We start from the raw sequence: 23,925 nt of genomic DNA, 5'->3' as shown, positions 1-23,925 counted from the left end.
ATGCAGAAATTCGTGATGGCCGCAGTGGCGGGCACCCTGGCCTCCGTGGTCGCGACGACGCAGTTCGTCGGCCCGCTGGTGGCGCAGGAACAAGGCAAATCCGCCACCGTCTATGAGCAGCTCGACCTCTTTGGCGACATCTTCGAACGCATCCGCGCGCAATACGTGGAGGAGGTCGAACCCTCCGAGCTGATCGAGGCGGCGATCAACGGCATGTTGACCTCGCTCGATCCCCACAGCAGCTACCTGCCGCCCGACGATGCCGCGGACATGCGCGTCCAGACCCGCGGCGAGTTCGGCGGCCTCGGCATCGAGGTCACGCAGGAAGAGGGTTTCGTGAAGGTCGTGTCCCCGATCGACGGCACCCCGGCGATGGAAGCGGGCATCGAGGCCGGTGACTTCATCACCCACGTCGACGGCGAAAGCGTGCTGGGCCTGACGCTCGACCAGGCGGTGGACCTGATGCGCGGACCGGTCGGCTCCGAGATCGTGATCACCGTGGTCCGCGAAGGCGAGGAAGAGCCCTTCGACGTTTCGATCATCCGCGACACCATCAAGCTGACCGCCGTCCGCGCCCGCACCGAAAGCGACACGGTCGTGCTGCGCGTGACCACCTTCAACGACCAGACCTACCCGAACCTCGCCGAGGGCCTTGCCGAACAGGTGGAGACGCTGGGCGGCATGGACAACGTCAACGGCGTCGTCCTCGACCTGCGCAACAACCCGGGCGGCCTGCTGACACAGGCGATCCGCGTCTCTGACGCCTTCCTGGAGAAGGGCGAGATCGTGTCGACCCGTGGCCGCGATCCGGCCGATGGCGACCGTTACAACGCCACCCCGGGCGACCTTGCCGAAGGCAAGCCGCTGGTGGTGCTGATCAACGGCGGTTCCGCCTCCGCGTCCGAGATCGTCGCCGGCGCCCTGCAGGACCACCACCGCGCCATCGTCGTGGGCACGAAGTCCTTCGGCAAGGGTTCCGTCCAGACGGTCATGCCGCTTCGGGGCGACGGTGCGATGCGCCTGACCACGGCGCGCTACTACACACCGTCCGGCCGCTCGATCCAGGCACTGGGCGTGTCGCCGGACATCGTGGTCGAACAGCCGCGCCGCGAACCCGACGCCACGGAGGAGGACGAAGAGGCAACCAATGTCTTCTCCCGCTCCGAGGCCGACCTGCGTGGCCGTCTCGACAACGACTCCCTGACGGAGGAAGAGATCCAGCAGATCGAGGAGGACCGCGCCAAGGCGGAGGCCGCCGCGAAACTGCGCGAGGACGACTACCAGCTCGCCTATGCCATCGACATCCTGAAGGGCCTGTCGAAGCTGGCGCCCACCGATCAATAAGAAGGGACAAGGGCGGGATCGGATCCCGCCCTTTTCACGACGACCATGCAAATAACCAAGACACCCGCCATGACGCCCGAAGAGATCGCCAGGCTGCCCTACCGCCGCAACGTCGGCGTGATGCTCGTGAATGCGGACGGCCATGCCTTTGTCGGTCAGCGCTTCGACAGCGAGGAACCCGCCTGGCAGATGCCGCAGGGCGGGATCGACAAGGGCGAGGACCCGCGCGCCGCCGCGCTTCGCGAGTTGACCGAAGAGACGGGCGTGACGCCGGATCTCGTGACGGTAGAGGCAGAGACGGAGGGCTGGATCGCCTACGACCTGCCGCACGACATCGTGCCGCGCATCTGGAAGGGCCGCTACAAGGGGCAGGAGCAGAAGTGGTTCCTGTTGCGCTTCCACGGTACCGACGACCAGATCCGGCTGGACGCAGACGACCACCAGGAGTTCTCCGAATGGTGCTGGCTGCCCGCTGAGGAGGTCGTGGCCCAGATCGTGCCGTTCAAGCGGCCGGTCTACGAAAGGGTCATCGCTGCCTTCAGGGACCGTCTGTGATGCGCTGGCTGGCCGTAGCTCTTGCCCTCTGTGCGACTCAGGCGCAGGCGCTGTCCTGCCTCAAGCCTGACGTGGTGCGCACCTACAAGGAGGTCGACGCCTCCCCTGACCGCTGGGGCGCAGCGGTGGGACGGCTGGATTTCGACGAAAGCCAGCTGCCCGAGGCGCCGCAGTCCGACCCGAACGCCGCGCCGCCGGAAACGCCGATCCGCGCGCAGCTTGTGGGCAAGACCCTCGACAGCGACGGGTTCACCAAGCCGTTCCAGGGCAATGTCACGCTGATCGTCCAGTGCTACGGCCCTTGGTGCGCGCAGCCGCAAAGCGGTCAGGAGTACCTCGTTTTCCTCAAGCGCGAACCGAACCGGCATGTCGCCTTTGCCGATCCCTGCGGCACGCGGCTGTTTGCCAATCCGTCGCGCGAGGATCTCGACCGCATCACCACGTGTTTCCGCAACGGCCCGTGTGCGGAGCAGGGCCTGCCCTGATCCCTGCTGATGGCGGAGGGGGCCGCGGCCCCGTCCCTCAGCGCAGTTTCTTCAGAAGTTCCATGGAGGCGTAGCCGTCCGGCACAAGTCCGGCGCGGCGCTGGTAGCCGCGGATCGCCTGCAACGTCATCGGCCCGATGCGCCCGTCCACGCCCTGAGTGTCATACCCGGCCTGCGTCAGCCGGGTCTGAAGCTCCTTGCGCTCGGTACTGGTCAGCGGGCGGTCGTCGCGGGGCCACGAGCCCTGAAACTTCTCGCCGCCCATGATGCGGTCGGCAAGGTGGCCGACCCCCATCGCGTAGGCGTCGGCGGCGTTGTAGCGCTTGATCACGCGGAAGTTCTTGAAGACGAGGAAGGCCGCGCCCTTGTGCCCTGCAGGCAGAAGGATCGTCGCCGCGCCGTAATCGGGGACCGGCTTGCCATCGGTGCCCATGACCCCAAGCCGCGCCCAGGCGGAGGGCATGCGCTCCACGTTGACCTGATCGTAATCGAACCCGCGCGGCAGCACGACTTCGGCGCCCCACGGCTGACCGGCGATCCAGCCGTTCTTTTTCAGGTAGTTGGCGGTGGAGGCCAGCGCGTCGGACGGATCGTCGCCCCAGATGTCCCGGCGCCCGTCGCCGGTGAAATCCACTGCGAGCGACTGGAAGGACGTGGGCATGAACTGCGTGTGCCCCATCGCCCCGGCCCATGACCCGGTCATCCGGTCGGGCGTGGTGTCGCCCTGTTCGAGGATCTGCAGGGCGGCGACAAGCTGGGTCTCGAAGAACGACCGCCGCCGCCCGTCGAAGGCAAGGCTCGCCATGGACTGGATGATATGGTTGGAGCCGCGATAGCTGCCGTAGGCGGTTTCCATGCCCCAGACGGCCAGCACGATCTCCTTGTCGACACCGTAGTGCGCCTCGATCCGGTCGAGCAGGGCACGGTGCTGGGCCAGTGCGGACCGACCGTTGTTCACACGCGAGTCGGAGGCGGCGCTGTCGAGGTAGTCCCAGATGCCCTTGGCGAACTCCGCCTGAGAGGAGTCGCGCTCCACTACCTTCGGGTCGAAGGTCACACCACGGAACGCCGCGTCGAATGTCCGTGCGCTGACGCCCTGCGACAGGGCGCGGGGGCGGAACCCGTCGATCCAGCGGGCAAAGGCGGCGGCCTTGGCGGGGCTCACGCTTTGGGTGGTGACAGGGGCGACGGCCACCGCGGCGCTGCGCGGTTTCAGGGCCGCCGGGCGGATGGCCGGGCGGGTGGACCGTCTGGGCGCCAGCAAGGTGTCGCGCAGGCTGTCGCCAAGGCCACTGGCCCGGCTGACCACCTCTTCGACGTGGCTCACGACAAGGGTGCCGCGCGCCTTGGGGCGCAGCGACGTCTGGAGAGTCTCCGCGTACACGGGACCAGTGCCGAGGATTGCGATCCCCAGCCCGATACAGGCCATCCTGAACATCTGATTGTCTACCGCTCGTTTGTTTTGTCGCAACTGTAACCCGGATCGGGTGACTTGCGAAGGTCCCATCCCGAAGATGCGCGAATCCTCGCGTCAGCCGTGTCGTTGTAGTCGCGCAAAAGGGGCACTCTTTCGGGCCGGAACGACCGCCCCGTCCGTTGCAGATCCAGCATCCGGTCCAGCCGGAAGGCGCGAAAATCCCTGCGAAGACAACACCATGCGAGCAGACAGTGGCTGTTGTCGAAAAGCATGACGGCCAAGGGCTTCACTTCGCGCCGGGTCGGGGCACCGTTCTTGTCGGTGTAGTCGAAGGACACCTGCTCTTCGTCCCAGCAGGCGCGGCGCAGCGCGCGCGCGTCGATGGTCGGGCGGGGCGGCGGGGCGAATCTGTGGGCGTTCAGCACCGCATGGCGCAGGCGGTGTGCCTGCCGCTCGGGCAGGCGCGCGCGCAGCTTGGCCAGGGCCGATTCCGCCGACTCCGCCAGCGCCGGGTCAGCGACGGCGGCGACCTCCCGCAACCCGAGGATCAGCGCCTCCAGTTCCTCGTCGTCGAAGCCCAGGGGCGGCAGGTGCGCGTCCTCGATCAGCCGGTAGCCGAACCCCGCCTCGCCGTCGATCACTGCCCCCAGTTCGCGCAGCGTGTCGATGTCGCGATAGAGCGTCCGGGGAGAGACACCCGTTTCCTCCGCCAGGCGTGCGGCGGTGACCGGCGACGGCAGGCGGCGCAGGGCGGACATCAACTGGAACAGGCGATGGGTGCGGGACATGTCGGAACAATGCGTCAGGCAGTTGTCAGAAACTGACATGAGCCTGCCATAGCGTTGACCGGACACGCAACTGAAACGGGTAACCCGATGCTGAAACTGATGACCTTCCCCGCCGGCTTCGGTGAACCGAGCCTGAGCCCCTTCTGCCTCAAGGCCATGATACTGCTCGAACTTTCCGGTCGGCCGTGGGAGCCGGAGTGGCTGACGATGCCCCCCGACACGGGTTACGGAAAATTGCCGATCCTGCGCACGCCGGACGGCCCGGTGCCCGACAGCAACTTCATCCTCGCGTGGCTGGAGGCCCAGGGTGCCGACCTCTTCCCCGGCCTCGACGCGGGGCTGCGGGCGCAGGCGCACGCGATCATCCGCATGGTGGAAGAGCACCTGCGCCTGTTCCTGGTGCACGACAGATGGGTGCGCGACGACGGCTGGGCAGTGCTGGAACCGGCTGTCTTCGGCGGCATGCCCAGACCGCTGCGCCTCGTGGTGCCGGGGTTGGTGCGGAAGGGCATCCGCAAGTCGCTGCGCAATCAGGGCATCGGCAGGTTCAGCGACGCACACGCGGCGCAGGCCACGGCCGCCGACCTCGACGTGCTGCAACAGCGGTTGGGCGACGGGCCGTGGCTGTTCGGCAGACGTCCCACGGCGGCGGATGCCGCGGTCGTGCCGGTGCTGTCGGCGCTGGACAAGCTGCCGGGCGACACACCCGCGCGGCAGGGCCTGCGGGCGCGGGACAGCCTGATGGCCTACGTGATCCGGGGCCGCGCGCAGCTTTACCCGGAACGGCTCAGGACGCCTATTTCCGCTGCCGCGTGACCTTGCGCTTGACCTTCTTGTCGCGCGCCTTGGCCTTGGCGAGCTTGCGGCGCGGCGACGGCCCGGAACGGCCCCGCCGCGCACCGCCACGCCCGAAACGGCCGCCCGCGCTGCTTTCGTAGGCGTCGTCGTCCAGTTCCAGCAACTCGAAGGCGATGCCGCCGGTGACCGGCGCGGCCTCCACCAGCTTGACCTTCGCCCGCATCCCGAGCGCGATCACCCGCCCGGTGTCGGCGCCCATCAGCGTCCCGGCCTCACGGTCGAAGTGGAAGTACTCGTTGCCGAGGGTCGAGATCGGCACCAGCCCGTCGGCGCCGGTCTCGTCCAGCTTCACGAAGATCCCGAACTTGGCGATGCCGGACACGCGCCCGGTGAACTCAGCCCCCAGCCGGTCGGACAGATAGGCGGCGAGGTAGCGGTCGTTGGTGTCCCGCTCCGCCATCATCGACCGCCGCTCCGTGTCCGAGATGTGCTGCGCGGTCTGTTCCAGCCGCTCGATCTCCTGCGCGGTCAGGCCGTCGTCGCCCCATTTGTGCGCGGCGATCAGGGCGCGGTGCACGATCAGGTCGGAATAGCGCCGGATGGGCGAGGTGAAATGCGCGTAGTTCTGCAGCGCGAGGCCGAAGTGACCGAAGTTCTTCGGGCTGTAGTAGGCCTGCGTCATGCTGCGCAGGGTCGCCATGTTGATCAGCTCAGCCTCGTCCTTGCCGGCGGCCTGGTGCAGCAGCTGGTTCAGGTGGCGGGTCTTCAGCACCTGCCCCTTGGCCAGCGTCAGCCCTGCGGATTCGGCGGTGTCGCGCAGCGACTCCAGCTTGTCCTGCGACGGCTCCTCGTGCACCCGGAACAGGAGCGGCATGTCCTTGGCGTTCAGCGTCTCGGCGGCGGCGACGTTGGCCAGGACCATCATCTCCTCGATCAGCTTGTGCGCGTCCAGCCGGTCGGTGAAGGCGACAGAGGTGACCTTGCCTTCTTCGCTCAGCATCACCTTGCGTTCCGGGAGGTCGAGGTCGAGCGGCTGGCGCCGTTCCCGCGCGGATTTCAGCGCGGCATAGGCGGCATAAAGCGGTTTCAGCACGTCATCCAGCAGCGGGCCGGTCTTGTCGTTCGGTTCGCCGTCGATGGCCGCCTGCACCTCCTGGTAGGTCAGCGACGCGGGCGAGCGCATCAGGCCGCGCACGAACTTCTGGCCCAGCTTGTTGCCCTCTGCGTCGATCTTCATGCGCACCGCGATGCACGCACGCGGCACCCCTTCGTGCAGCGAACACAGGTCGCCCGACAGCCGGTCCGGCAGCATCGGCACGACGCGGTCCGGGAAGTACGAGGAGTTGCCGCGCTTCTTCGCCTCCCGGTCCAGCTCGGAGCCGGGGCGCACGTAGTAGGCGACATCGGCGATGGCCACCCAGATCAGGAAGCCGCCCGCGTTCTTCGGATCTTCGTCGGCCACCGCATAGACGGCGTCGTCGTGGTCGCGCGCGTCGGACGGGTCGATGGTGATCAGCGGCAGATCGCGCAGATCCTCGCGACCCGACAGGCCGGCGGGCTTCATCGCATCGGCCTCGTCCAGCACCTCCTGCGGGAAGTCGTCGGGAATACCGTGCTGGTGGATGGCGATCAGGGACACCGCCCGGGGTTCCGACGGATCGCCAAGGCGCAGCGTGATGCGCGCCTTGGGCAGACCCATGCGGCCCTTCGGCCCGGCCTGCTCGGCCTCAACCAGTTCGCCGTCCTTTGCGCCGCCCGTGGCGTCGGGTGCGACCATCCATTCCTTGTCGTTGCCCTTGTCGATGGGCAGGATGCGGCCGCCTTCGGCGGTCTTGCGGAACAGCCCCACGACCTTGCGGGGCGATGCGCCGATCCGCCGGATCAGCCGCGCCTCGTAGTTGTGGTCGGCCTCGTGCACCACCTGCAGGCGGGCGAGGATGCGGTCGCCTTCCCCCAGCGCGGGATCGCCCGGGCGGCTGACCAGCAGCACGGTCGGCTCCACCCCCTCGCCGTGCCACTCCAGCGGCTGCGCAAAGAGGTCGCCGTTGGCGTCGGGCGCCTTGACCTGAAGGACGGTCACGGGCGGCAGGCGGTCCGGGTCGCGGTAGGTCTTCTTCCGCTTCTCCAAATGGCCGTCGGACTCAAGCTCCTTCAGCAGGCGCTTGAGGTCGATGCGCGCGGCACCCTTGATGCCGAAGGCCTTCGCGATGTCGCGCTTGGCGGTGAGGGCCGGGTTCTCGGAAATCCAGTCGAGGATCTCCTGCTTGGTGGGCAAGGTTGTCATGGCACGGAGGTAGCACGCACCCATGACGCCGTCATGCCGGAAACGGCGAAATGCCGGCGCGACCTGCCTGTTTGGGCGAAAAATGCCCTGTGGCACGGGTTTGGGGGCTAGGTGCGGAGGTCCGCGGCGCTGTCCACGTCCGTCAGCAGGTCGCCTCGGGCGATGCGCCAGCCGGGCAGGGTGGCCGTCGCGTCGGAAAGGGCATGTTGGGTGGACCAGCGCACATCGCGGAAAAACCCATGGGGCAGGCGGCGGGGATGGCGCACGCCGATCAGCCAGAAGCCGCTGTCCTTCGCCGGGCCGAACACCGCGTCGTGGCGCCCCAGAAGGGCAAAGCTGCGCGCCAAGGCCGTGCGATCCACGGCAGGGATGTCGGCCCCGATCAGGCAGACCGGCCCGTCGCAGGACCGCAGCGCGCGCGCCATGCGCGCGCCAAGGTCGCCCTTGCCCTGCGGCATCCGCGGCAGATGACGCGGCCACGCGCGGCTGAGCATCCCTTCGCGGTCAGGGGACACGGACAGCACGATCCGCCACCGGGGATCGTCCACCCGCCAGAGCAAGCGCCGCACCTGATGCCGGAACCACCACGCCGCCGCGACATGCCCGATCCCGCGCCCGAGGCGTGTCTTGACCCGTCCGGGCCGCGGCACCTTCACCATGATGACAAGGGTGGGGCGCGGGCATCCCGGACGTGTCCGGCGCAATGTCAAAACCGCAGTTCCATGTCCCGGTGCGGCACCGTGCCGTCGAGGTAGGTCTCGCCGTAGGCGCCGAATCCAAGCCGTTCGTAGAAGGGGATCGCATGGTCCTGCGCGCTCAGGTAGATCCGCGTAACACAGGGGACATCGCGGAAATGCGCCACGCCGTGCGTGACCAGCGCCGCGCCCAGGCCACGGCCCCGGTGGCTCTCCAGCACGCAGATGCGCCCGATCTTGCCCGTCCCGCCATCCTGTATCAGCCGCGCGGATGCAACCGGCGCGCCGCCGTCCCGCACCACCAGATGCACGGAGACGGAGTCGAGGTCGTCCCATTCCTCCGCCTCGGTAAAGCCCTGCTCCTCGATGAACACCCGCCGCCGGATGGCGTGCGGTTCGGTCAGGTCGGCGGTCTGCTCCACCTTAAGGGTCATGCGAAATAGTCCTGCAGAATCCGCGTGTAGATCGCTTTCAACTGCCCGATCTGCTCAACCGAGACGCGTTCGTCCACGGCATGCATGGTCTGGCCCACCAGACCGAATTCCACCACCGGGCAGTGGTTCTTTACGAACCGCGCGTCGGAGGTGCCGCCCGTGGTCGAAAGCTCCGGCGTCACGCCCGTCTCTGCCTCGACCGCGCGAGACACGAGGTCCGACAGGTCACCCGGCGGGGTCAGGAAGCTCTCGCCCGAGATCTTGATCTTCACCTCCGTCTGGGTGCCGAAGGTGGCGTCGACCTCTGCCGCCTGGGCGCGCAACCAGTCCGAGAGGGACGCGCCGCTGTGCATGTCGTTGAACCGGATGTTCACACAGGCAGAGCACTTCGCCGGGATCACGTTGGTCGCCGGGTTGCCGGTGTCGATGGTCACCACCGCCAGCGTGGAAGGATCGAAGTGGTCGGTGCCGGTGTCCAACTCGTGCGAGGCCAGACGGTCCATCAGCCGCGCCATGGCCGGAAGCGGGTTCAGCGCGCGGTGCGGATAGGCGGAATGACCCTGCGTGCCCTCCACCGTGAACCAGGCCGACATCGACCCCCGCCGCCCGATCTTTATCATCTGGCCCATGTGGTCCGGGCAGGTGGGTTCGCCGACGAGGCAGACAGTCATCTTCTCGCCCTCGGCCTCCATCCAGTCCAGCAGAGCGGTGGTCCCGTCGACGGAGTCGCCTTCCTCGTCGCCGGTGATCGCCAGCACCACGGCGCCGTCCGGCGGTGTCGCGGCGACGAAATCGATAGCCGCCGCCGCGAAGGCAGCGACCCCCGACTTCATATCCGTCGTGCCGCGTCCGTACATCATGCCGCCCTCGATCTCGGCCCCGAAGGGATCGTGCTGCCAGTCCTCGCGCCGACCGATCGGGACGACGTCGGTGTGGCCGTTGAAGCCGAACGTCTTCGCAGCCCCCTTCGCGCCCCACCGCGCATAGAGGTTGGAGATCCCGCCGCGTTCCACCCGCGTGCACTCGAACCCCGCGCCGGACAGCATTTCCTCCAGCAGGACCAGCGCGCCGCCCTCCTCGGGCGTGACCGAGGGGCAGCGGACAAGGCGGGCGGTCAGGTCGACGGGATCGGTCATGGCGGGGGTCCTCGTTTCGGTATCGGCACTTGGCTACCGCGCCCTTTCAGGCTTGGCAAATGTGGCGTGTTTGCATCAGCCGCCACCTTCCCCGTCCGAACTGACCGCAAGAATAGGTTCGCGCCGTTGCGGTTGCCGTGTTAAGTTTCCGCAAAAGAAACAAAAATAGCTTTGGCAGGCGCGCAGTATCCCGTTTCCTCCGGACCCCGGTCCGGTCGTTTCCGCGATATGTCTGTCTGGCAGAGATCGAGGCAGGCATGGTCGCTCTTTCCGGGGTGCCGATCACCGTTGTTCTTTCCGCCCGTCAAGTCGCGCGGGCGCCGCAGGCCTGCGCCGGCATTCCGCGTACCGCTGCGCAGGGAGTGGCCGCATGAGCTGGATCGCCGTGTCCGGCCAGGGGCGCGCATGGGTCTGCCCTGAACGTTTCGGTCAGACCGCCGCAAGCCGCAACATCCTGATGCCGCGCGGGTCGATCCTGATCGAAACGCGCATCTCGCCGGAAGATCGCCCGCAGACCCTCCTGTCCTATGAACGCGCGCACCCGTGGCGCGGTGCCTTCTCGGTGCGCGCCGTGCCGGGCGGCGGGATCGTCCTTGTCATGAGTCAGGGCGAGGAGGTCTTTCACACCGTCCTCCAGCACAGTTCCGACGCCCGCCACGACGTACTGCGCGTGACCTTCAGCTGGGACAGCGAGGCCCGGACGGGTCGCATCAGCCTCGAACGACCCGAGACCGACATCGTGGTCCAGCGCGCCACGCCGGCCCCGCCGCCGATGCTGCTGGAAGACATCTACACGCTGGTCCGCCGCCCGCAGCTGGTCGAGATGGACGAAGACGTCCTGTTCTTCGCCGTCTCTGATGCGATCGAGCCGGTGGGCCCCATGCCGTCGCTGGTCGGACAGACGCCGGTTCTGACGCCCACCGGATACCGGCCGGTCAGCGCGCTGGAGTGCGGCGACACGGTCGTGACCCGCGACAACGGAATCGTGCCGGTGCTGGCCCGCCTGTCGCGCCGGGTGCCCGCCTTGGGGATGTTCCAGCCGGTCCGGTTGCGCGCGCCCTATTTCGGCCTGCAGCGGGACGTGGTGGTGGCCCCCTATCAGCGGCTGGTGATCGGCGGGTCGGAAGTGGAGTACATCTTCGGCCGCGAGGCGGTGCTGATCCCTGCGCTGGCGCTGGTCAACGGATTTGCCGCCGTGACCGAACCGGCGGTGCAGATGGTCTGTTACCACCAGCTCCTGCTGCCGGGACACGAGCCGGTGATTTCCGCCGGGGCGGAGATCGAGACGCTGTATGTCGGACGGCTGAGGCGCCGCAGGGATCACCTTGCCCGCTCGCTCCTGGCGGACGTGCCCGCGAACCTCCTGCCGGAACATGCGCGCGCCGGTCTGAAGGTGCTGCGCCCGTTCGAGGCGATCACCCTCGCCGAGGCGCGGGCGGCCTGATCCCTCGGGGTGCGCGTCAGTCGAAAAACGGAGAGACCTGCGCCACGATGACGGCGTTTTCCTCGAGCGCGCGCTGCATCAGTTCGGCCTCGTCTTCCTCGATCTCGTGGCCCTGTGCCTCGCGCTCTTCGCGGGTGCCGTAGCCCGTCACGTCGAGCGGCGCCATGTCCGCCTGCTTGAGGATCGCCACCGTTTCGCGCACGGCCTCGGCCTCGTCCACGCCGGAGGCGTAGCACATCAATGCGGCGCCGGTGGCCTTGTCGGGCAGTCCGTCGCCGGACTTGCGGCCGACCTCGACCAGAAGCGTGAAGACCTGTTGGGTGCGTGGTGACTTGTTCATGCTGCGCGGATGAGACGCCGCGGCGAAATTGTCAAGCACCGCGCCGCGTCGCCGGTCCCTTCAGCAGTCCTTTCGGCAGCGCCAGCCTTGCGCCGAAATCACCTGCAGCCACGAAAAAGGCGCGGTGCCATGGGGACACCGCGCCGGATCTCAGGCCCGTAGGCGGACGCGTCAGTCGCGCAGCAGCTCGTTGATGCCGGTCTTGGAGCGGGTCTGCGCATCCACCCGCTTCACGATCACCGCACAATACAGGTTGATCCCGTTCTTCGACGGCATCGAACCGGCCACGACGACGGAGTAGGGCGGCACCTCGCCGTACATCACTTCGCCGGTCTCGCGGTCGACGATCTTGGTCGACTTGCCGATGAAGACACCCATGCCGAGGACCGAGCCCTCGCGCACGATGCAGCCCTCGACGACCTCGGAGCGCGCGCCGATGAAGCAGTTGTCCTCGATGATGGTCGGCCCGGCCTGCATCGGCTCCAGCACGCCGCCGATGCCCACGCCGCCGGACAGGTGCACACCCTTGCCGATCTGAGCGCAGGATCCCACGGTCGCCCATGTGTCGACCATCGTGCCCTCGTCGACGTAGGCGCCGAGGTTCACGAAGGACGGCATCAGCACCACGCCCGGCGCGATGTAGGCCGACTTGCGGACGACGCAGTTCGGCACGGCGCGGAAGCCCGCGGCCTTCCACTGGTTGTCGCCCCAGCCCTTGAACTTGCTGTCGACCTTGTCCCACCAGCCGCCGCCCTGCGGACCGTTGTCGTGGCTTTCCATGTCCTTGATGCGGAAACCCAGCAGCACGGCCTTCTTGGCCCACTGGTTCACATGCCACGACCCGTCCGCCTGTTTCTCCGCCACCCGCAGCCTGCCGCTGTCGAGGGCGTTCAGCGTGTCCTCGATGGCTTCGCGGGTCTCGCCGCCGGTCATGGGCGTGATATCGGCCCGGTTCTCCCAGGCGGCTTCGATGGCGGTTTCGAGCTGTGCGTTCGACATGTGTGATCTCCTCGCGGGTTTGCGCCCCTATAGCTGCGATGTGACGGGGCGGCAATCCACACAGACAAACGGCCCTGTCCGGCGCGTCACCCCAGCGGATCGGGCGAGATGTTCCCGCCGCACAACAGGACGGCCACGCGTTCGTTCTCGGCAGGGGTGAAGGCACCGGACCTGAGCGCCGCCAGAGCACAGGCGCCGGCGGGTTCGACCAGCAGCCGGTGCGCCCGCCAGAGCGCGGTCTGCGCTTCGGTGATCGCCTCGTCGCTGACGGTCACGGTCAGGATGCCCTGCGCCTCCGCCAGGTCGTAGCAGATCTCGCCGATCCGCCGCGCGCCGAGGGCGTTCGCGGCCACGCCGGAGACCGGCACATCGGTCGGGCCACCCTCCCTGAGCGCGGCGCCGAGGGCGTTGCAGTTGGCAGGCTCCACCGCGATGATCCGCTTGGCGCCCTGCAGCCAGGCCATCGCCCCGGCGATCAGCCCGCCTCCGCCGACCGCGATCAGCACCGTGTCGGCGTTCAAGCCCTGCGCCTCCCACTCGCGCATCAGGGTGCCCTGTCCGGCCACCGTCAGAGGCGCGTCATAGGCGTGCACGGACATCGCGCCGGTCTGGTCGCCATAGGCCTGCGCCCGCGCCAGCGCATCGGCATATTCGCCCGGGACCACCGTCAGGTCCGCGCCGGTGCGTTCGATCAAGGCAATCTTGGAGGGGCCCGCCATCTCGGGCACGAAGATACGCGCGGCATGGCCAAGGCGCTGCGCCGCATAGGCCACCGCTGCCCCGTGGTTGCCCCCGGACGCCGCGACCACGCCCGCCTCGGGCACCTCGACGGCAGAGAGGGTGTTGAACGCGCCACGCGCCTTGAAGCTGCCGGTGTGCTGCATCTGCTCCAGCTTGAGCGCGATGGACCGCGACCACAGCGCGTCCGTATCGATCACGGGTGTCCTGACGACGTGGCCCGCGATGCGGCTTGCGGCGGCTTCGATTTCCCTGCGCCACTCCATGGCTCACCTCGTCTGGTTCTTTCCGGGCGGACGCTATAGGTCTGGACAGAAAGGCACAACACGGACCGACGCCACCCTGCCGCAACGGGTGCCGGGGCCAAGGAGAGCATAGCGCATGACCGACGACCGCCGCAGTTCGCTCCGCGATGCGGGCACCGACCTGGACACCGCCCGCCACGTCCCGCAGACGCCGCAATCGACATCGCCCAGCTACCGGCTGGCCTTTGCGGACGAGGACTTCCTCGCCAAGGACGAACTGCGCCCGGTCCGGCTTCAGCTTGAACTGCTGAAGTACGAGATGCTGATGGACGAGCATCAGATCGACTCCACCGTGGTGCTGTTCGGCGGCGCGCGCATTCCCGCCCCGTCCGAGAAGGACACCGCCCGCACGCAGACGCTGGCGGAACTGTCGCATTTCTACGACGAGGCGCGCAGCTTTGCCCGGCTGATGACGAAGAAGGCTCTGGCGACCGGCAACCGCGACTGGGTCGTGGCCACGGGCGGCGGCCCGGGCGTGATGGAGGCCGGCAACCGCGGCGCGGCGGACGAGGGCGGCGTTTCCATCGGGCTGAACATCGTGCTGCCGTTCGAACAGGCGCCGAACAGCTACGTGACGCCGGACCTGGCTTTCAACTTCCACTACTTCGCGATCCGCAAGATGCACTTCCTGATGCGCGCGCGGGCGGTCTGCGTGTTCCCGGGCGGGTTCGGGACGCTGGACGAGCTGTTCGAGGCGCTGACTTTGATCCAGACCGGGCGCATGACCCCGGTGCCCTTCCTGCTGTTCGGGCGGGCCTTCTGGGAAAAGATCATCAACTGGGAGGCGCTGGCCGAGGCCGGGACCATCTCTGCGCAGGATCTGGACTTGTTCCGCTTTGTCGAGACGGCGGAAGAGGCGGTCGGGATCATTGACGACTGGACGCCCAAGACCCGTCGCGGCGAGATTCCGGGCCGCTGAAGGACGGTCGGGCAGGGCGATCCTGTCCCGCGCCCCGCATATACCATTGTCGCTGCCGGGACAGGCCGCCTAGACGCTCTGCTTTGCGACGCGGCCTGCATCCGCGCTTTCGACCCATTTCGCGATGACGGCGCGGGCGGCGTCCTCGTCGAGCGCGTCGATCGCCTGCCGCAGGTCGCGCAGGGCGTTGGCCACCTCGAACTCCGACAGGCACATCTCCTGCGCGCGCAGGATTTTGGGGTGCGGCGTGGTCAGCATGTCGGAGGAGATCAGCAGCTCCTCGTGCAGCTTCTCGCCGCGGCGCAGGCCCGTCACCCGGATCTCTATGTCGCCGTCGGGGGTGTCGTCCGTCCGGACGGTGTAGCCCGCCCCCTCGATCATCTGCTCGGCGATCTTCCGGATCGGCACCGGCGCGCCCATGTCCAGCACGAAGACGTCGCCGCCCCGTGCGAAGGAGCCGGTCAGGAGGACCAGTCGCGCCGCCTCCGATATGGTCATGAAATAGCGGGTGACGTTGGGGTCGGTCAGCGTGACGGGGCCGCCGCGGCCGATCTGCTCTTCAAACAGGGGGATGACCGAGCCGCTGGAGCCGAGCACGTTCCCGAAGCGCACCATGGCAAAGCGGGTGCCGGACCTGCGCGAGGCGAGATCCTGTACCACCAGTTCCGCCAGCCGCTTCGACGCGCCCATGACGTTCGTGGGCCGAACAGCCTTGTCGCTGGAGACGAGGATGAAGCGATCCACCCCCGCCTGCCGCGCTGCCTCGGCCAGGGCCTTGGTGCCGAGGACGTTGTTTTCCAGCCCGGCGATGACGTTGTCCTCGACCAGGGGCAGGTGCTTGTAGGCGGCGGCGTGCAAGACCACGTCGACCCGGTGGGTCAGCATGGCGCGCAGCATCGCGCGCTCGTTCAGGACGGATTGCAGCAGTGGCACGACCGTCACCTCGGGCGCGAGGTCGCTGAGTTCCTTGTGGATGGTGTAGAGTGCCAGTTCCGAGTGATCGACCAGAACGACGCATTCCGGGCCGCAGGCCGCAAGCTGGCGGCACAGCTCGGCGCCGATGGAGCCGCCTGCGCCGCTGATCAGGATGCGCCGGCCCGCGTAGGCGTCGATGACGCCCGGCAGTTCCTTTTCGAGCCGGTTGCGGCCCAGCAGTTTCTGGATGCACACCGGCTCTGCCTCCGCGCGCAGGGCGCCTTCGCCCACCAGCGCGGCAAAGGACGGCAGGGCGTGCGCCTCGCAGCCGATGTTGCGCAGCTGGAGGCGGATGCGGGCCATGGCGGGCTGGCTCATGGAGGGCATGGCGAGCACGACGCGGCTGATCCGTTTCTCCGCCACGAGCTTCGGGATGCTGGACGCCGCATGCACACGCAGCCCGGCGATCACCTGGCTCTGGAGGGTCGGGTTGTCGTCGATGAAGGCCACGGGTCGGATGGCGTCATGGTGCCTGAGCGCGGCCACCAGCTGCTGCCCCGTCGCCCCGGCGCCGTAGATCAGGACCCGGACGGAATCCGCACCGTGCAGGTAGACCTGACGGATCGCGTATCGCAGGGCGATGCGCCAGCCGACGGACAGCACCAGGACAAGCAGCGTGAAGTGGACATGTGCCCCGACGGGAAGGGCGGGTGCCCCGACGGGAAGGGCGGGCAGCGCGCGCGGCGCAATTGCATAGCCGAGCAGACCCAGGGCGGCGGCATATGCGGCGGTCCGCCCCGGGCCGCGCATCTCGAACGCATCCAGCTTCGTCCGCGTCAGGCCCAGCACCCATCCGAGGATCGCCCCGCTTGTCGTGAGGACCAGCGCCACCGGGGCCGCCTCCGCCATCCCGATCCGCCCATGCGCGGTGAGCAGGACCGACATCCCGAACGCAAGCAGGATGACCAGTGCGTCGAGCGAGATGAACGCCGCCCGTTTCTGGGGGCGGGTCATGCCGGTGACGATCCTGAAGAACATGTCCAGACCTCTCTCCCACTTCGCGGGCCCCGTCCGTACTTCGCGTACGCATCGGGAACATCAGGACGATAAGCATGTCTCGGGTTAAGGCGGGTTTAACCCGCTCGCCTTTCGATTGTCGTGGGCACCGCATTCGACGCGGATATCGCCGAATGTCGCCCGGTTCGGGGGACGCGTTAATATACGGCCTTTCGCCCATGGGCTGCCTGCGGTATGCACCGCGCCAGCAGTCGTGTGGGGCAGGGGTCCCGTGCGACCCTGACCTTTAAGGAGGGCCAAATGGGTTACCGCATCGTCGTCGCGGGCGCCACGGGCAACGTGGGCCGCGAAATGCTGAACATCCTCGCCGAACGGGAATTCCCCGTCGACGAGATCGCCGTGCTGGCTTCGCGCCGGTCACTCGGGACCGAAGTCAGCTTTGGCGACAGGACACTCAAGACCCAGGACCTCGCGACGTTCGACTTCACCGGTTGGGATATCGCACTGTTCGCCGTGGGCTCCGGCCCGACCAAGGAATTCGCGCCGAAGGCCGCCGCGGCGGGCTGCGTGGTGATCGACAACTCGTCGCTCTACCGCTACGATCCGGACGTGCCGCTGATCGTGCCGGAAGTGAACGCCGACGCCGTGATGGGCTATTCCAAGAAGAACATCATCGCGAACCCGAACTGCTCGACCGCGCAGATGGTCGTCGCGCTGAAGCCGCTGCACGACCGCGCGAAGATCAAGCGCGTCGTGGTGTCGACCTACCAGTCGGTGTCAGGCTCGGGCAAGGAAGGCATGGACGAGCTCTGGGATCAGACCAAGGCGGTCTACAACCCGGTGTCCGAGGTGCCGCCGAAGAAATACCCGAAAGAGATCGCCTTCAACGTGATCCCGCACATCGATGTCTTCATGGAAGACGGCTCCACCAAGGAAGAGTGGAAGATGGTCGTGGAGACGAAGAAGATCATCGATCCGAGCATCAAGCTGACCGCGACCTGCGTGCGCGTGCCGGTCTTCGTCGGCCACTCCGAGGCGATCAACATCGAGTTCGAGGAATTCCTCGACGAGGACGAGGCGCGCGACATCCTGCGCGAGGCGCCCGGTATCATGGTGATCGACAAGCGCGAGGACGGCGGCTACGTCACGCCGAAGGAATGTGTGGGTGACTTCGCCACGTTCATCTCCCGCATCCGGCAGGACTCGACCATCGACAACGGTCTGAACCTGTGGTGCGTCTCGGACAACCTGCGGAAGGGCGCGGCGCTGAACGCCGTGCAGATCGCCGAGGTTCTTGGCCAGCGGTGCCTGAAGAAGGGCTGACCGCCTTTCCGAATCGACTGACCCTTTGCGGCGCGCGACCTGCCCTTGGTCGCGCGCCGTTTCTGTATCTTGGGATCGCAAGTGAAGGCCAAGGGTTAACCGTCCGCAAGGCACTGCAACCTTCAGGTGCCTCTGCCACGCAACTCCTGTCCAATTGTATCGAAGTGCTAACCGGACGCCCCGCCAGCTAGCCCAACCGGCGATAGGCGGAGTTCGTCGACAATGGTATACATTGTCTGCACGCGATGAGATGCCTTGCCAGAACGGCAACCGACCGAAGTACGCGGCCCGCCTCTCTCCTCTCTCTCCGGAGGCAGCCCAAGGTCCCTTTCTCGCGACATCGCCGATGCGGGCAAGCGCCCCGCGTGACTAAGGGGCGCCCTGCGCCCGCCCTGTTCGCGCTGCGGCTTGCCAACCGTCTCTCTCATCTCTCTCTCTGACGGCGGGCCGCAGCGACTGCGTCCCACAACCGGACATGAAGAGCGACCGACAACGGTCATCAGCGCATTGTTGCCCGTGGCGCCGCAGTTCTGTGGCCAATTAAGCGACAGTTTCCAACTTGATGCCAATGCGCCACAAGAGGCAGCCGGTTCGCCACAATTTCGACGCATTTGGGTTCCAGCGTTTCCGGACAGGCAAGGAGCACTTTCAATGCAACACCAACCGGACGCGCAGGCCGGGTGGCAGGATGCCCAGAAATTGCCGGGACTTCCCGCTCCTCTCGACTGCGAAACGCGCGCGATGCTGCGCCTTTTTCTATCCCCCATCCTCGAACAATCGGACAGTTGGGCCGAGATCTCCGAAAGACTGGCGGTCAAGGGCTACAGCCTCACGTTCCGCGAGGGGCATCTCGTCGTGCTGAACGACCACGGCGAAGGGCTGTGCACGGGCACCGATCTCGGCATCCCGATGGCGCGCATCGCGGCCCGGATCGGGCGGCCCTGCGTGAAGGCGCACCGCGGCGGTCATTCGGGGGAATTGCGCCGCGCGATGAACTGAGGGCGCGCTGCCGTTCGCAGGCGCCCCCCGAAGTTCAGACCACGGTGAACTGGCCGCTCTTGCGGTCGATGTGCATCAGGCCGCCCTCGCCGATGTCGGTCCAGAGACCGTGCAGCGACAGCGTGCCCTTTTCGACCGCCTCCTTCACGAAGGGGAAGGTCATCAGGTTTCTCAGCGACACGCGCACCGCCTCGTGCTCGAGCGCGCGGGGCATGTCGGGATCGTCCTTCACCGCCTCGAAACCCGGCTTGAGGATGTCCATCCAGCGCCCGACGAAGGACGAGGTCTCCTCCAGCTCAGGCGCGCGGCCCTGGCACATGTCGAGGCAGCCCTGAACGCCGCCGCAGTTCGAATGGCCCAGCACGATCACATGCGCGACCTTGAGCGCCGTGACCGCGTATTCCACCGCGGCCGAGGTGCCGTGGTGGTTGCCGTCCGGCTCGTATGTCGGGACGAGGTTGGCGATGTTGCGGTGGATGAAGAATTCGCCCTGGTCGGCGCCGAAGATCGACGTCACGTGCACCCGCGAATCGCAGCAGGAGATCACCATCGCGCGGGGGCGCTGGCCCTCGTCCGCGAGACGTCTGTACCAGGCGTGGTTCTCCGCATAGGTCGTCGCTTTCCAACCGTGGTACCGCGTCACAAGGTACGCGGGCAGCGGGCGCGTGAATTCCATGTCCCTCTCCGTCGCATCGTCCGTTTCCCCAATGGACTAGGCAGAATTCTAGGGAAATGCGAGGGAAAACAGCCTTGGGGAATAACCTTTTGGGAAGGGTCGCGGGTCATTTTGGCCTTGGCTGTGGGGGCCTAGGAATGGGGTGAGACGTGAAACAGGTGACATACCTGTCGCCGGTGGAATACCCGGACATGGACCCGGCGCAGATCAGGACCCTCTGTACGGATCTTGGGCTGCATCAGGCCGAGGACGTGATTTGCCGCGCGATGGAGGAACTGGCGCAAAGGCTGTGCCAGGTCCAGGACATGGCCGTTTCCGGGCCCCGCCAGGACATGCACAAGACGTTGCGCTCGCTGTCGGCGATTGCCCAGCAGATCGGGATGACTTCGCTCAGCCGGGTGGCGCATGACGTGATGACCTGCATCGAGTTCGGCGACATCGTGGCCGAGGCCGCAACCCTTGCCCGGCTGGCAAGGACCGGGGAACGGTCACTGACGCAGCTTTGGGACATCAACGAGTTCTCGATCTGAGCCTGCCTCCGCCCACGCCCTGAATCCCGCTTGCAGACCCCGTCCCCGTCACTAGTCTTGGCTCCCGACGACCCCCTCGACAGGAGCTCCCATGTCCCCCCGTTTCGCCACCAGTTCCGACGCCCTTCCGCTGCACATCGTCGAGCCGGACAGCCTCGACGGCTGGACCGGGTCGCAGCCGGACCGGGTTGCGGCCTGGGTCGGCGCCAGCGGCTTCACCGGGGCGTTGGGCAGTGCCCTGATGGTTCCGGGCGAAGACGGTGCACCCGCCATGGCGCTGGCCGGGTACGGCACGGCGGCGCAGCGGGCACGGCACCGCTTCCCGCTGGCGGGGGCGATCCCGCAGCTGGCACCCGGCGCCTACCGGATCGCGAGCGGCACGCTCGACAGTCCGGAGACGGAGGCGTTGGGCTGGCTGCTGTCCGCCTACCGCTTCGACCGCTACAAGACCGCCACGCCCGCCGACCGGCACCTTGTTGCGCCGGAAGGTGTCGACGCGGACCGCGTCGAGACGCTGGCCGAGGCCGAGTACCTGACCCGCGACCTCGTGAACACGCCCGCCTCCGACATGGGGCCGGAGGCGCTTGAGCAGGCCGCCCGCGACCTTGCCGACCGCTTCGGCGCATCCATAGAGGTCACGACCGGCGACGCGCTGCTGGAGCAGAACTTCCCGATGATCCACGCGGTTGGCCGGGCCAGCGTCCAGGCACCGCGGCTGATCGACATCCGCTGGGGCGATGCGGGTCCGAAACTGACGCTGGTCGGCAAGGGAGTCTGCTTCGACACCGGAGGCCTGAACCTGAAGCCCGGCGCCTCCATGGGCCTGATGAAGAAGGACATGGGCGGTGCGGCCAACACCATCGGTCTGGCGCAGATGATCATGGCTCTGGGATTGAAGGTGCAGTTGCGCCTGCTGATCCCGGCGGTCGAGAACTCCGTCTCCGCCCCCAGTTTCCGGCCCGGCGACGTGCTGACCTCGCGCCTGGGCAAGACGGTCGAGATAAACAACACCGATGCCGAGGGGCGACTGGTGCTGGCGGATGCGCTGGCGCTGGGGGCCGAGGAAAGCCCGGACCTGATGCTCTCCATGGCGACCCTGACCGGCGCCGCGCGGGTGGCCGTCGGCCCTGACCTCGCGCCGTTCTACTGCGACGACGAACCCTTCGTGCAGGCGTTGACCGAAGCGGCGGTCGGTGCGGCGGACCCTGTCTGGCGGATGCCGTTCCACACGCCCTACGAGACGATGATCGAGCCGGACATCGCCGATCTGGACAACGCGCCGTCAGGCGGGTTCGCGGGATCCATCACCGCGGCGCTATTCCTGCGCCGGTTCACCGAAGGCGCGCAGCGTTACGCCCATTTCGACATCTACAGCTGGCAGCCCTCTGCCGCGCCGGGGCGTGCCAAGGGCGGCCTGGGGCAGGGGCCGCGCGCCATCCTTTCCGCGCTGCCGAAGGTCCTGGGGCTGTGAGCGCCCCCACCGACCGCCGCCTGCTCCGGTCCAACGGCCGGGTGGCGCATGTCTCGCTCGAAGGTCAGGTCAAGGCGACCGCCTTCACGGAGGGCGAGCTTCACTCCATCAACAGGCCGGGTCCCGCCGACCTGCTGAACGCGCCCGGCGGCAAGCGGGAGCGCCAGCTTCTGACCGGGGAGCTTTTCCGCGTATTGGACGTCGAACGCATAGCCCACGGTGAAACCTACAGCGAATACGCCTTCGGTTTTGCCGAGGCGGATGGCTACGTCGGCTACATCTCCCGCTCCTACCTCCGGGCTGTCCAGTCGCCGGCCACGCATCGCGTCTCTGCCGCACGCGCCATCGGGATCGAAAGCCGCGACGTCAAGCAGCCGGGCACGCCGATCGTTCTGTCGATGGGCTCTCTCGTCCGCGCAACGGAACGTGAGGACAACTGGTTCAACACTCAGATCTATACGCCGCACGTCGGTGTGAACCGCTGGGTCAGGGGCACGCAGATGGTGCCCGTCGGCCAGTACGAGAGCGACCCGGTCGCGGTGTCCGAGCGGCTGATCGGGACGCCCTACCTCTGGGGGGGCAATTCCGCCTTCGGGATCGACTGTTCCGGGCTGGTGCAGATGGGCTGCCGGATGTGCAACATCCCGTGTCCCGGCGACAGCGACATGCAGGCCCGCGAACTGGGAGAGACCTTGCCGCCCGGCACGCCGCCGCAGCGGGGCGATCTGATGTTCTGGAAGGGCCATGTGGCGTGGGTCTCCGATCCCGAAACGCTGCTGCACGCCAATGCCCACCACATGGCCACCGCCCATGAGCCCATCGCCGAGGCCGTCGCCCGGATCGAGGCACAGGGCGACGGTCCCGTCACCCGTCACGCCCGGCTGGTCTGAGGCCGCGCCGTCACAAGACGCAGCGGGCGAGATGCCCCTGCCCGCAAGAAAGGTTGCCCATGACGTCCGATTCGTTCTTCCACCCTGTGTCCGGCTTTGACCTGCCGCGGTTTGCCGGTGTGCCGACCTTCATGCGGCTGCCCCATGTCGGTCCGGAGCATCCCCGCTTTGCCGAGGTCGACGTAGGCATCGTCGGCGTGCCGTGGGACAGCGGCACCACCAATCGTCCCGGCCCGCGCCATGGCCCGCGCCAGCTGCGCGACGCCTCCACCATGATCCGGGCGCAGCACCAGGTCACAGGCCAGCGTCCGTTCGAGACGGTGAACTGCGCGGATCTGGGGGACGTGGGACCGAACCCTGCCGACATCCAGGACAGCATGGCGCGGATCACCGCCTTCTTCGACACGCTTGTCGCGGCGAACATCCGGCCCCTGACGGCGGGCGGCGACCACCTGACCTCCCTGCCGGTCCTGCGCGCGCTGGCCCGCAGCGGTCCGCTGGGCATGATCCATTTCGACAGCCACACCGACCTGTTCCACAGCTATTTCGGCGGCACGATGTATACCCACGGCACCCCGTTCCGCCGCGCCGTGGAAGAGGGGCTGCTGGACCCGAAACGTGTCATCCAGATCGGCATCCGGGGCACGATGTACGATGCCGAGGACCGCGATTTCGCCAGGGCCGAGGGAATCCGCATTGTCGAGATCGAGGAGTTCTTCGACCGGGGCATCCCGGACGTGATGCAGGAGGCGCGCGATATCGTGGGCGATGGGGCGACCTACGTCAGCTACGACATCGACTTCGTCGACCCGACCTTCGCACCCGGCACCGGCACGCCCGAGGTGGGCGGCCCGAACAGCTTCGAGGCGCTCCGTGTCTGCCGGGAACTCGCAGGGGTAAACATCGTGGGCGCCGACCTGGTGGAGGTCTCGCCGCCCTTCGACCAGTCGGGGGCGACCGCCTTCCTCGGCGTGTCGATCATGTTCGAGTTGCTCTGCTCGATGCTGGCGCGGACCGCCTGAAACAACCACTGCGGCCAAGGCCGCGCCGGGGTCATTCCACGGCGCGGATCAGCTTTCGTTCCAGCACGCGCAGCACGGTCTTCAGGTCGTGCCCGCGCTTGAGGATCTGCCCCTCCATCCCGATCACCGCGTATTCGCCCTGCTTGCTGCGCAGCTTGGGACGCTTTTCGATGCAGTAAAGCGGGTGCTCCGCCGTGCGCCGGAAGACCGAGAAGATGGCCACGTCCCGCAACGACGATATGCCGTAGTCGCGCCATTCACCGGCGGCGACCATGCGGCCGTAAAGCGAGAGGATGATGTTCAGCTCCGCGCGCTGGAAGGCCACCACCTCGTTGGCGCCCCCACGGTCGGGGAAAGGGGTCAAGCTGTTCATACCCAAAGAGTTGCGCCTTCGCGGCGGC

General features: G+C 67.4%; 24 protein-coding genes. 12 read left to right on the top strand and 12 right to left on the bottom strand.

Annotation, left to right across the window (positions count from 1 at the left end; all coding sequences use genetic code 11):
- The 3 genes from CDO87_RS09045 (at nt 1) to CDO87_RS09035 (ending at nt 2,384) form a co-directional block, all read left to right on the top strand.
- Complete coding sequence (locus CDO87_RS09045; protein WP_100928472.1) at nt 1–1,344, top strand: S41 family peptidase; 1,344 nt, start codon at nt 1–3, stop codon at nt 1,342–1,344.
- A gap of 69 nt (nt 1,345–1,413) precedes the next feature.
- Nucleotides 1,414–1,899 (top strand): RNA pyrophosphohydrolase, encoded by a 486-nt coding sequence (locus CDO87_RS09040; RefSeq protein WP_100928471.1) that lies wholly within the window; start codon nt 1,414–1,416, stop codon nt 1,897–1,899.
- On the top strand, nt 1,899–2,384 hold the full coding sequence (locus tag CDO87_RS09035) for a hypothetical protein (protein ID WP_100928470.1): 486 nt from the start codon (nt 1,899–1,901) through the stop codon (nt 2,382–2,384). The genes CDO87_RS09040 and CDO87_RS09035 overlap by 1 nt, the downstream gene beginning before the upstream one ends.
- 37 nt (nt 2,385–2,421) lie before the next feature.
- Here CDO87_RS09035 and CDO87_RS09030 read toward each other — a convergent pair whose 3' ends face one another.
- Nucleotides 2,422–3,822, bottom strand: coding sequence for a lytic murein transglycosylase (locus CDO87_RS09030; RefSeq protein ID WP_100928469.1), 1,401 nt, complete (start codon nt 3,820–3,822; stop codon nt 2,422–2,424).
- Nucleotides 3,823–3,830: 8 nt separating this feature from the next.
- Nucleotides 3,831–4,589, bottom strand: coding sequence for a YafY family protein (locus tag CDO87_RS09025; RefSeq protein WP_100928468.1), 759 nt, complete (start codon nt 4,587–4,589; stop codon nt 3,831–3,833).
- An 87-nt stretch (nt 4,590–4,676) separates the two neighbouring features.
- Here CDO87_RS09025 and CDO87_RS09020 point away from each other — a divergent pair, with 87 nt between their 5' ends.
- Complete coding sequence (locus tag CDO87_RS09020) at nt 4,677–5,405, top strand: glutathione S-transferase family protein (RefSeq protein WP_100928467.1); 729 nt, start codon at nt 4,677–4,679, stop codon at nt 5,403–5,405.
- Here CDO87_RS09020 and rnr read toward each other — a convergent pair.
- The 4 genes from rnr to dapE form a co-directional block, all read right to left on the bottom strand.
- Nucleotides 5,386–7,671 carry a ribonuclease R gene (gene rnr / locus CDO87_RS09015; RefSeq protein ID WP_100930893.1) on the bottom strand — a complete coding sequence of 762 codons (2,286 nt, stop codon included), beginning with the start codon at nt 7,669–7,671 and terminating at the stop codon, nt 5,386–5,388. The two genes, CDO87_RS09020 and rnr, sit on opposite strands and share 20 nt — an antisense overlap.
- A gap of 107 nt (nt 7,672–7,778) precedes the next feature.
- Nucleotides 7,779–8,330: a DUF2064 domain-containing protein gene (locus tag CDO87_RS09010; RefSeq protein ID WP_100928466.1), complete on the bottom strand. Its 552-nt coding sequence runs from the start codon at nt 8,328–8,330 to the stop codon at nt 7,779–7,781.
- A gap of 47 nt (nt 8,331–8,377) precedes the next feature.
- Nucleotides 8,378–8,800 carry a GNAT family N-acetyltransferase gene (locus CDO87_RS09005; RefSeq protein ID WP_100928465.1) on the bottom strand — a complete coding sequence of 141 codons (423 nt, stop codon included), beginning with the start codon at nt 8,798–8,800 and terminating at the stop codon, nt 8,378–8,380.
- Entirely contained in the window at nt 8,797–9,936 is a 1,140-nt protein-coding gene (gene dapE / locus CDO87_RS09000) for a succinyl-diaminopimelate desuccinylase (RefSeq protein ID WP_100928464.1), read from the bottom strand. The genes CDO87_RS09005 and dapE overlap by 4 nt, the downstream gene beginning before the upstream one ends.
- 370 nt (nt 9,937–10,306) lie before the next feature.
- On the opposite strand from dapE, the gene CDO87_RS08995 reads away from it, so the two are divergent.
- Nucleotides 10,307–11,380, top strand: coding sequence for a Hint domain-containing protein (locus tag CDO87_RS08995; RefSeq protein WP_100928463.1), 1,074 nt, complete (start codon nt 10,307–10,309; stop codon nt 11,378–11,380).
- A 16-nt stretch (nt 11,381–11,396) separates the two neighbouring features.
- Here the strand turns inward: CDO87_RS08995 and CDO87_RS08990 are convergent, their stop codons facing one another.
- The 3 genes from CDO87_RS08990 to CDO87_RS08980 form a co-directional block, all read right to left on the bottom strand.
- A complete protein-coding gene (locus tag CDO87_RS08990) occupies nt 11,397–11,720 on the bottom strand; it encodes a hypothetical protein (RefSeq protein WP_100930892.1) in 324 nt (107 codons plus the stop codon).
- A gap of 171 nt (nt 11,721–11,891) precedes the next feature.
- Nucleotides 11,892–12,719, bottom strand: coding sequence for a 2,3,4,5-tetrahydropyridine-2,6-dicarboxylate N-succinyltransferase (dapD, locus tag CDO87_RS08985; RefSeq protein WP_100928462.1), 828 nt, complete (start codon nt 12,717–12,719; stop codon nt 11,892–11,894).
- An 86-nt stretch (nt 12,720–12,805) separates the two neighbouring features.
- Nucleotides 12,806–13,723: a threonine/serine dehydratase gene (locus CDO87_RS08980; RefSeq protein WP_100928461.1), complete on the bottom strand. Its 918-nt coding sequence runs from the start codon at nt 13,721–13,723 to the stop codon at nt 12,806–12,808.
- A 115-nt stretch (nt 13,724–13,838) separates the two neighbouring features.
- Between CDO87_RS08980 and CDO87_RS08975 the strand changes: the two genes are divergently transcribed.
- Complete coding sequence (locus tag CDO87_RS08975) at nt 13,839–14,681, top strand: LOG family protein (RefSeq protein ID WP_100928460.1); 843 nt, start codon at nt 13,839–13,841, stop codon at nt 14,679–14,681.
- 69 nt (nt 14,682–14,750) lie between these two features.
- On the opposite strand, the gene CDO87_RS08970 is transcribed toward CDO87_RS08975, so the two are convergent.
- Entirely contained in the window at nt 14,751–16,634 is a 1,884-nt protein-coding gene (locus CDO87_RS08970) for a nucleoside-diphosphate sugar epimerase/dehydratase (RefSeq protein WP_198521851.1), read from the bottom strand.
- A 279-nt stretch (nt 16,635–16,913) separates the two neighbouring features.
- On the opposite strand from CDO87_RS08970, the gene CDO87_RS08965 reads away from it, so the two are divergent.
- Both CDO87_RS08965 and CDO87_RS08960 read left to right on the top strand, forming a co-directional pair.
- A complete protein-coding gene (locus CDO87_RS08965; RefSeq protein WP_100928459.1) occupies nt 16,914–17,936 on the top strand; it encodes an aspartate-semialdehyde dehydrogenase in 1,023 nt (340 codons plus the stop codon).
- A gap of 651 nt (nt 17,937–18,587) precedes the next feature.
- On the top strand, nt 18,588–18,935 hold the full coding sequence (locus CDO87_RS08960; protein ID WP_100928458.1) for a hypothetical protein: 348 nt from the start codon (nt 18,588–18,590) through the stop codon (nt 18,933–18,935).
- A gap of 34 nt (nt 18,936–18,969) precedes the next feature.
- On the opposite strand, the gene CDO87_RS08955 is transcribed toward CDO87_RS08960, so the two are convergent.
- Nucleotides 18,970–19,611, bottom strand: coding sequence for a carbonic anhydrase (locus tag CDO87_RS08955; RefSeq protein ID WP_100928457.1), 642 nt, complete (start codon nt 19,609–19,611; stop codon nt 18,970–18,972).
- 149 nt (nt 19,612–19,760) lie between these two features.
- Here CDO87_RS08955 and CDO87_RS08950 point away from each other — a divergent pair, with 149 nt between their 5' ends.
- The 4 genes from CDO87_RS08950 (at nt 19,761) to speB (ending at nt 23,524) form a co-directional block, all read left to right on the top strand.
- On the top strand, nt 19,761–20,141 hold the full coding sequence (locus CDO87_RS08950; protein ID WP_254698392.1) for a hypothetical protein: 381 nt from the start codon (nt 19,761–19,763) through the stop codon (nt 20,139–20,141).
- Nucleotides 20,142–20,232: 91 nt separating this feature from the next.
- Nucleotides 20,233–21,612: a M17 family metallopeptidase gene (locus CDO87_RS08940; RefSeq protein WP_100928455.1), complete on the top strand. Its 1,380-nt coding sequence runs from the start codon at nt 20,233–20,235 to the stop codon at nt 21,610–21,612.
- Nucleotides 21,609–22,502 (top strand): NlpC/P60 family protein, encoded by an 894-nt coding sequence (locus CDO87_RS08935; RefSeq protein ID WP_100928454.1) that lies wholly within the window; start codon nt 21,609–21,611, stop codon nt 22,500–22,502. Before CDO87_RS08940 ends, CDO87_RS08935 begins: the two co-directional genes overlap by 4 nt.
- A gap of 59 nt (nt 22,503–22,561) precedes the next feature.
- Nucleotides 22,562–23,524 (top strand): agmatinase, encoded by a 963-nt coding sequence (gene speB / locus CDO87_RS08930; RefSeq protein ID WP_100928453.1) that lies wholly within the window; start codon nt 22,562–22,564, stop codon nt 23,522–23,524.
- A 31-nt stretch (nt 23,525–23,555) separates the two neighbouring features.
- On the opposite strand, the gene CDO87_RS08925 is transcribed toward speB, so the two are convergent.
- On the bottom strand, nt 23,556–23,897 hold the full coding sequence (locus CDO87_RS08925) for a DUF2794 domain-containing protein (RefSeq protein ID WP_100928452.1): 342 nt from the start codon (nt 23,895–23,897) through the stop codon (nt 23,556–23,558).
- Between the last annotated feature and the right edge of the window lie 28 nt (nt 23,898–23,925).

It is taken from the genome of Sagittula sp. P11 (assembly GCF_002814095.1).
Lineage (GTDB): Bacteria > Pseudomonadota > Alphaproteobacteria > Rhodobacterales > Rhodobacteraceae > Sagittula.
Note: the sequence above shows the minus strand (reverse complement) of the source record. Positions and strands in the feature narration are given on the sequence as shown.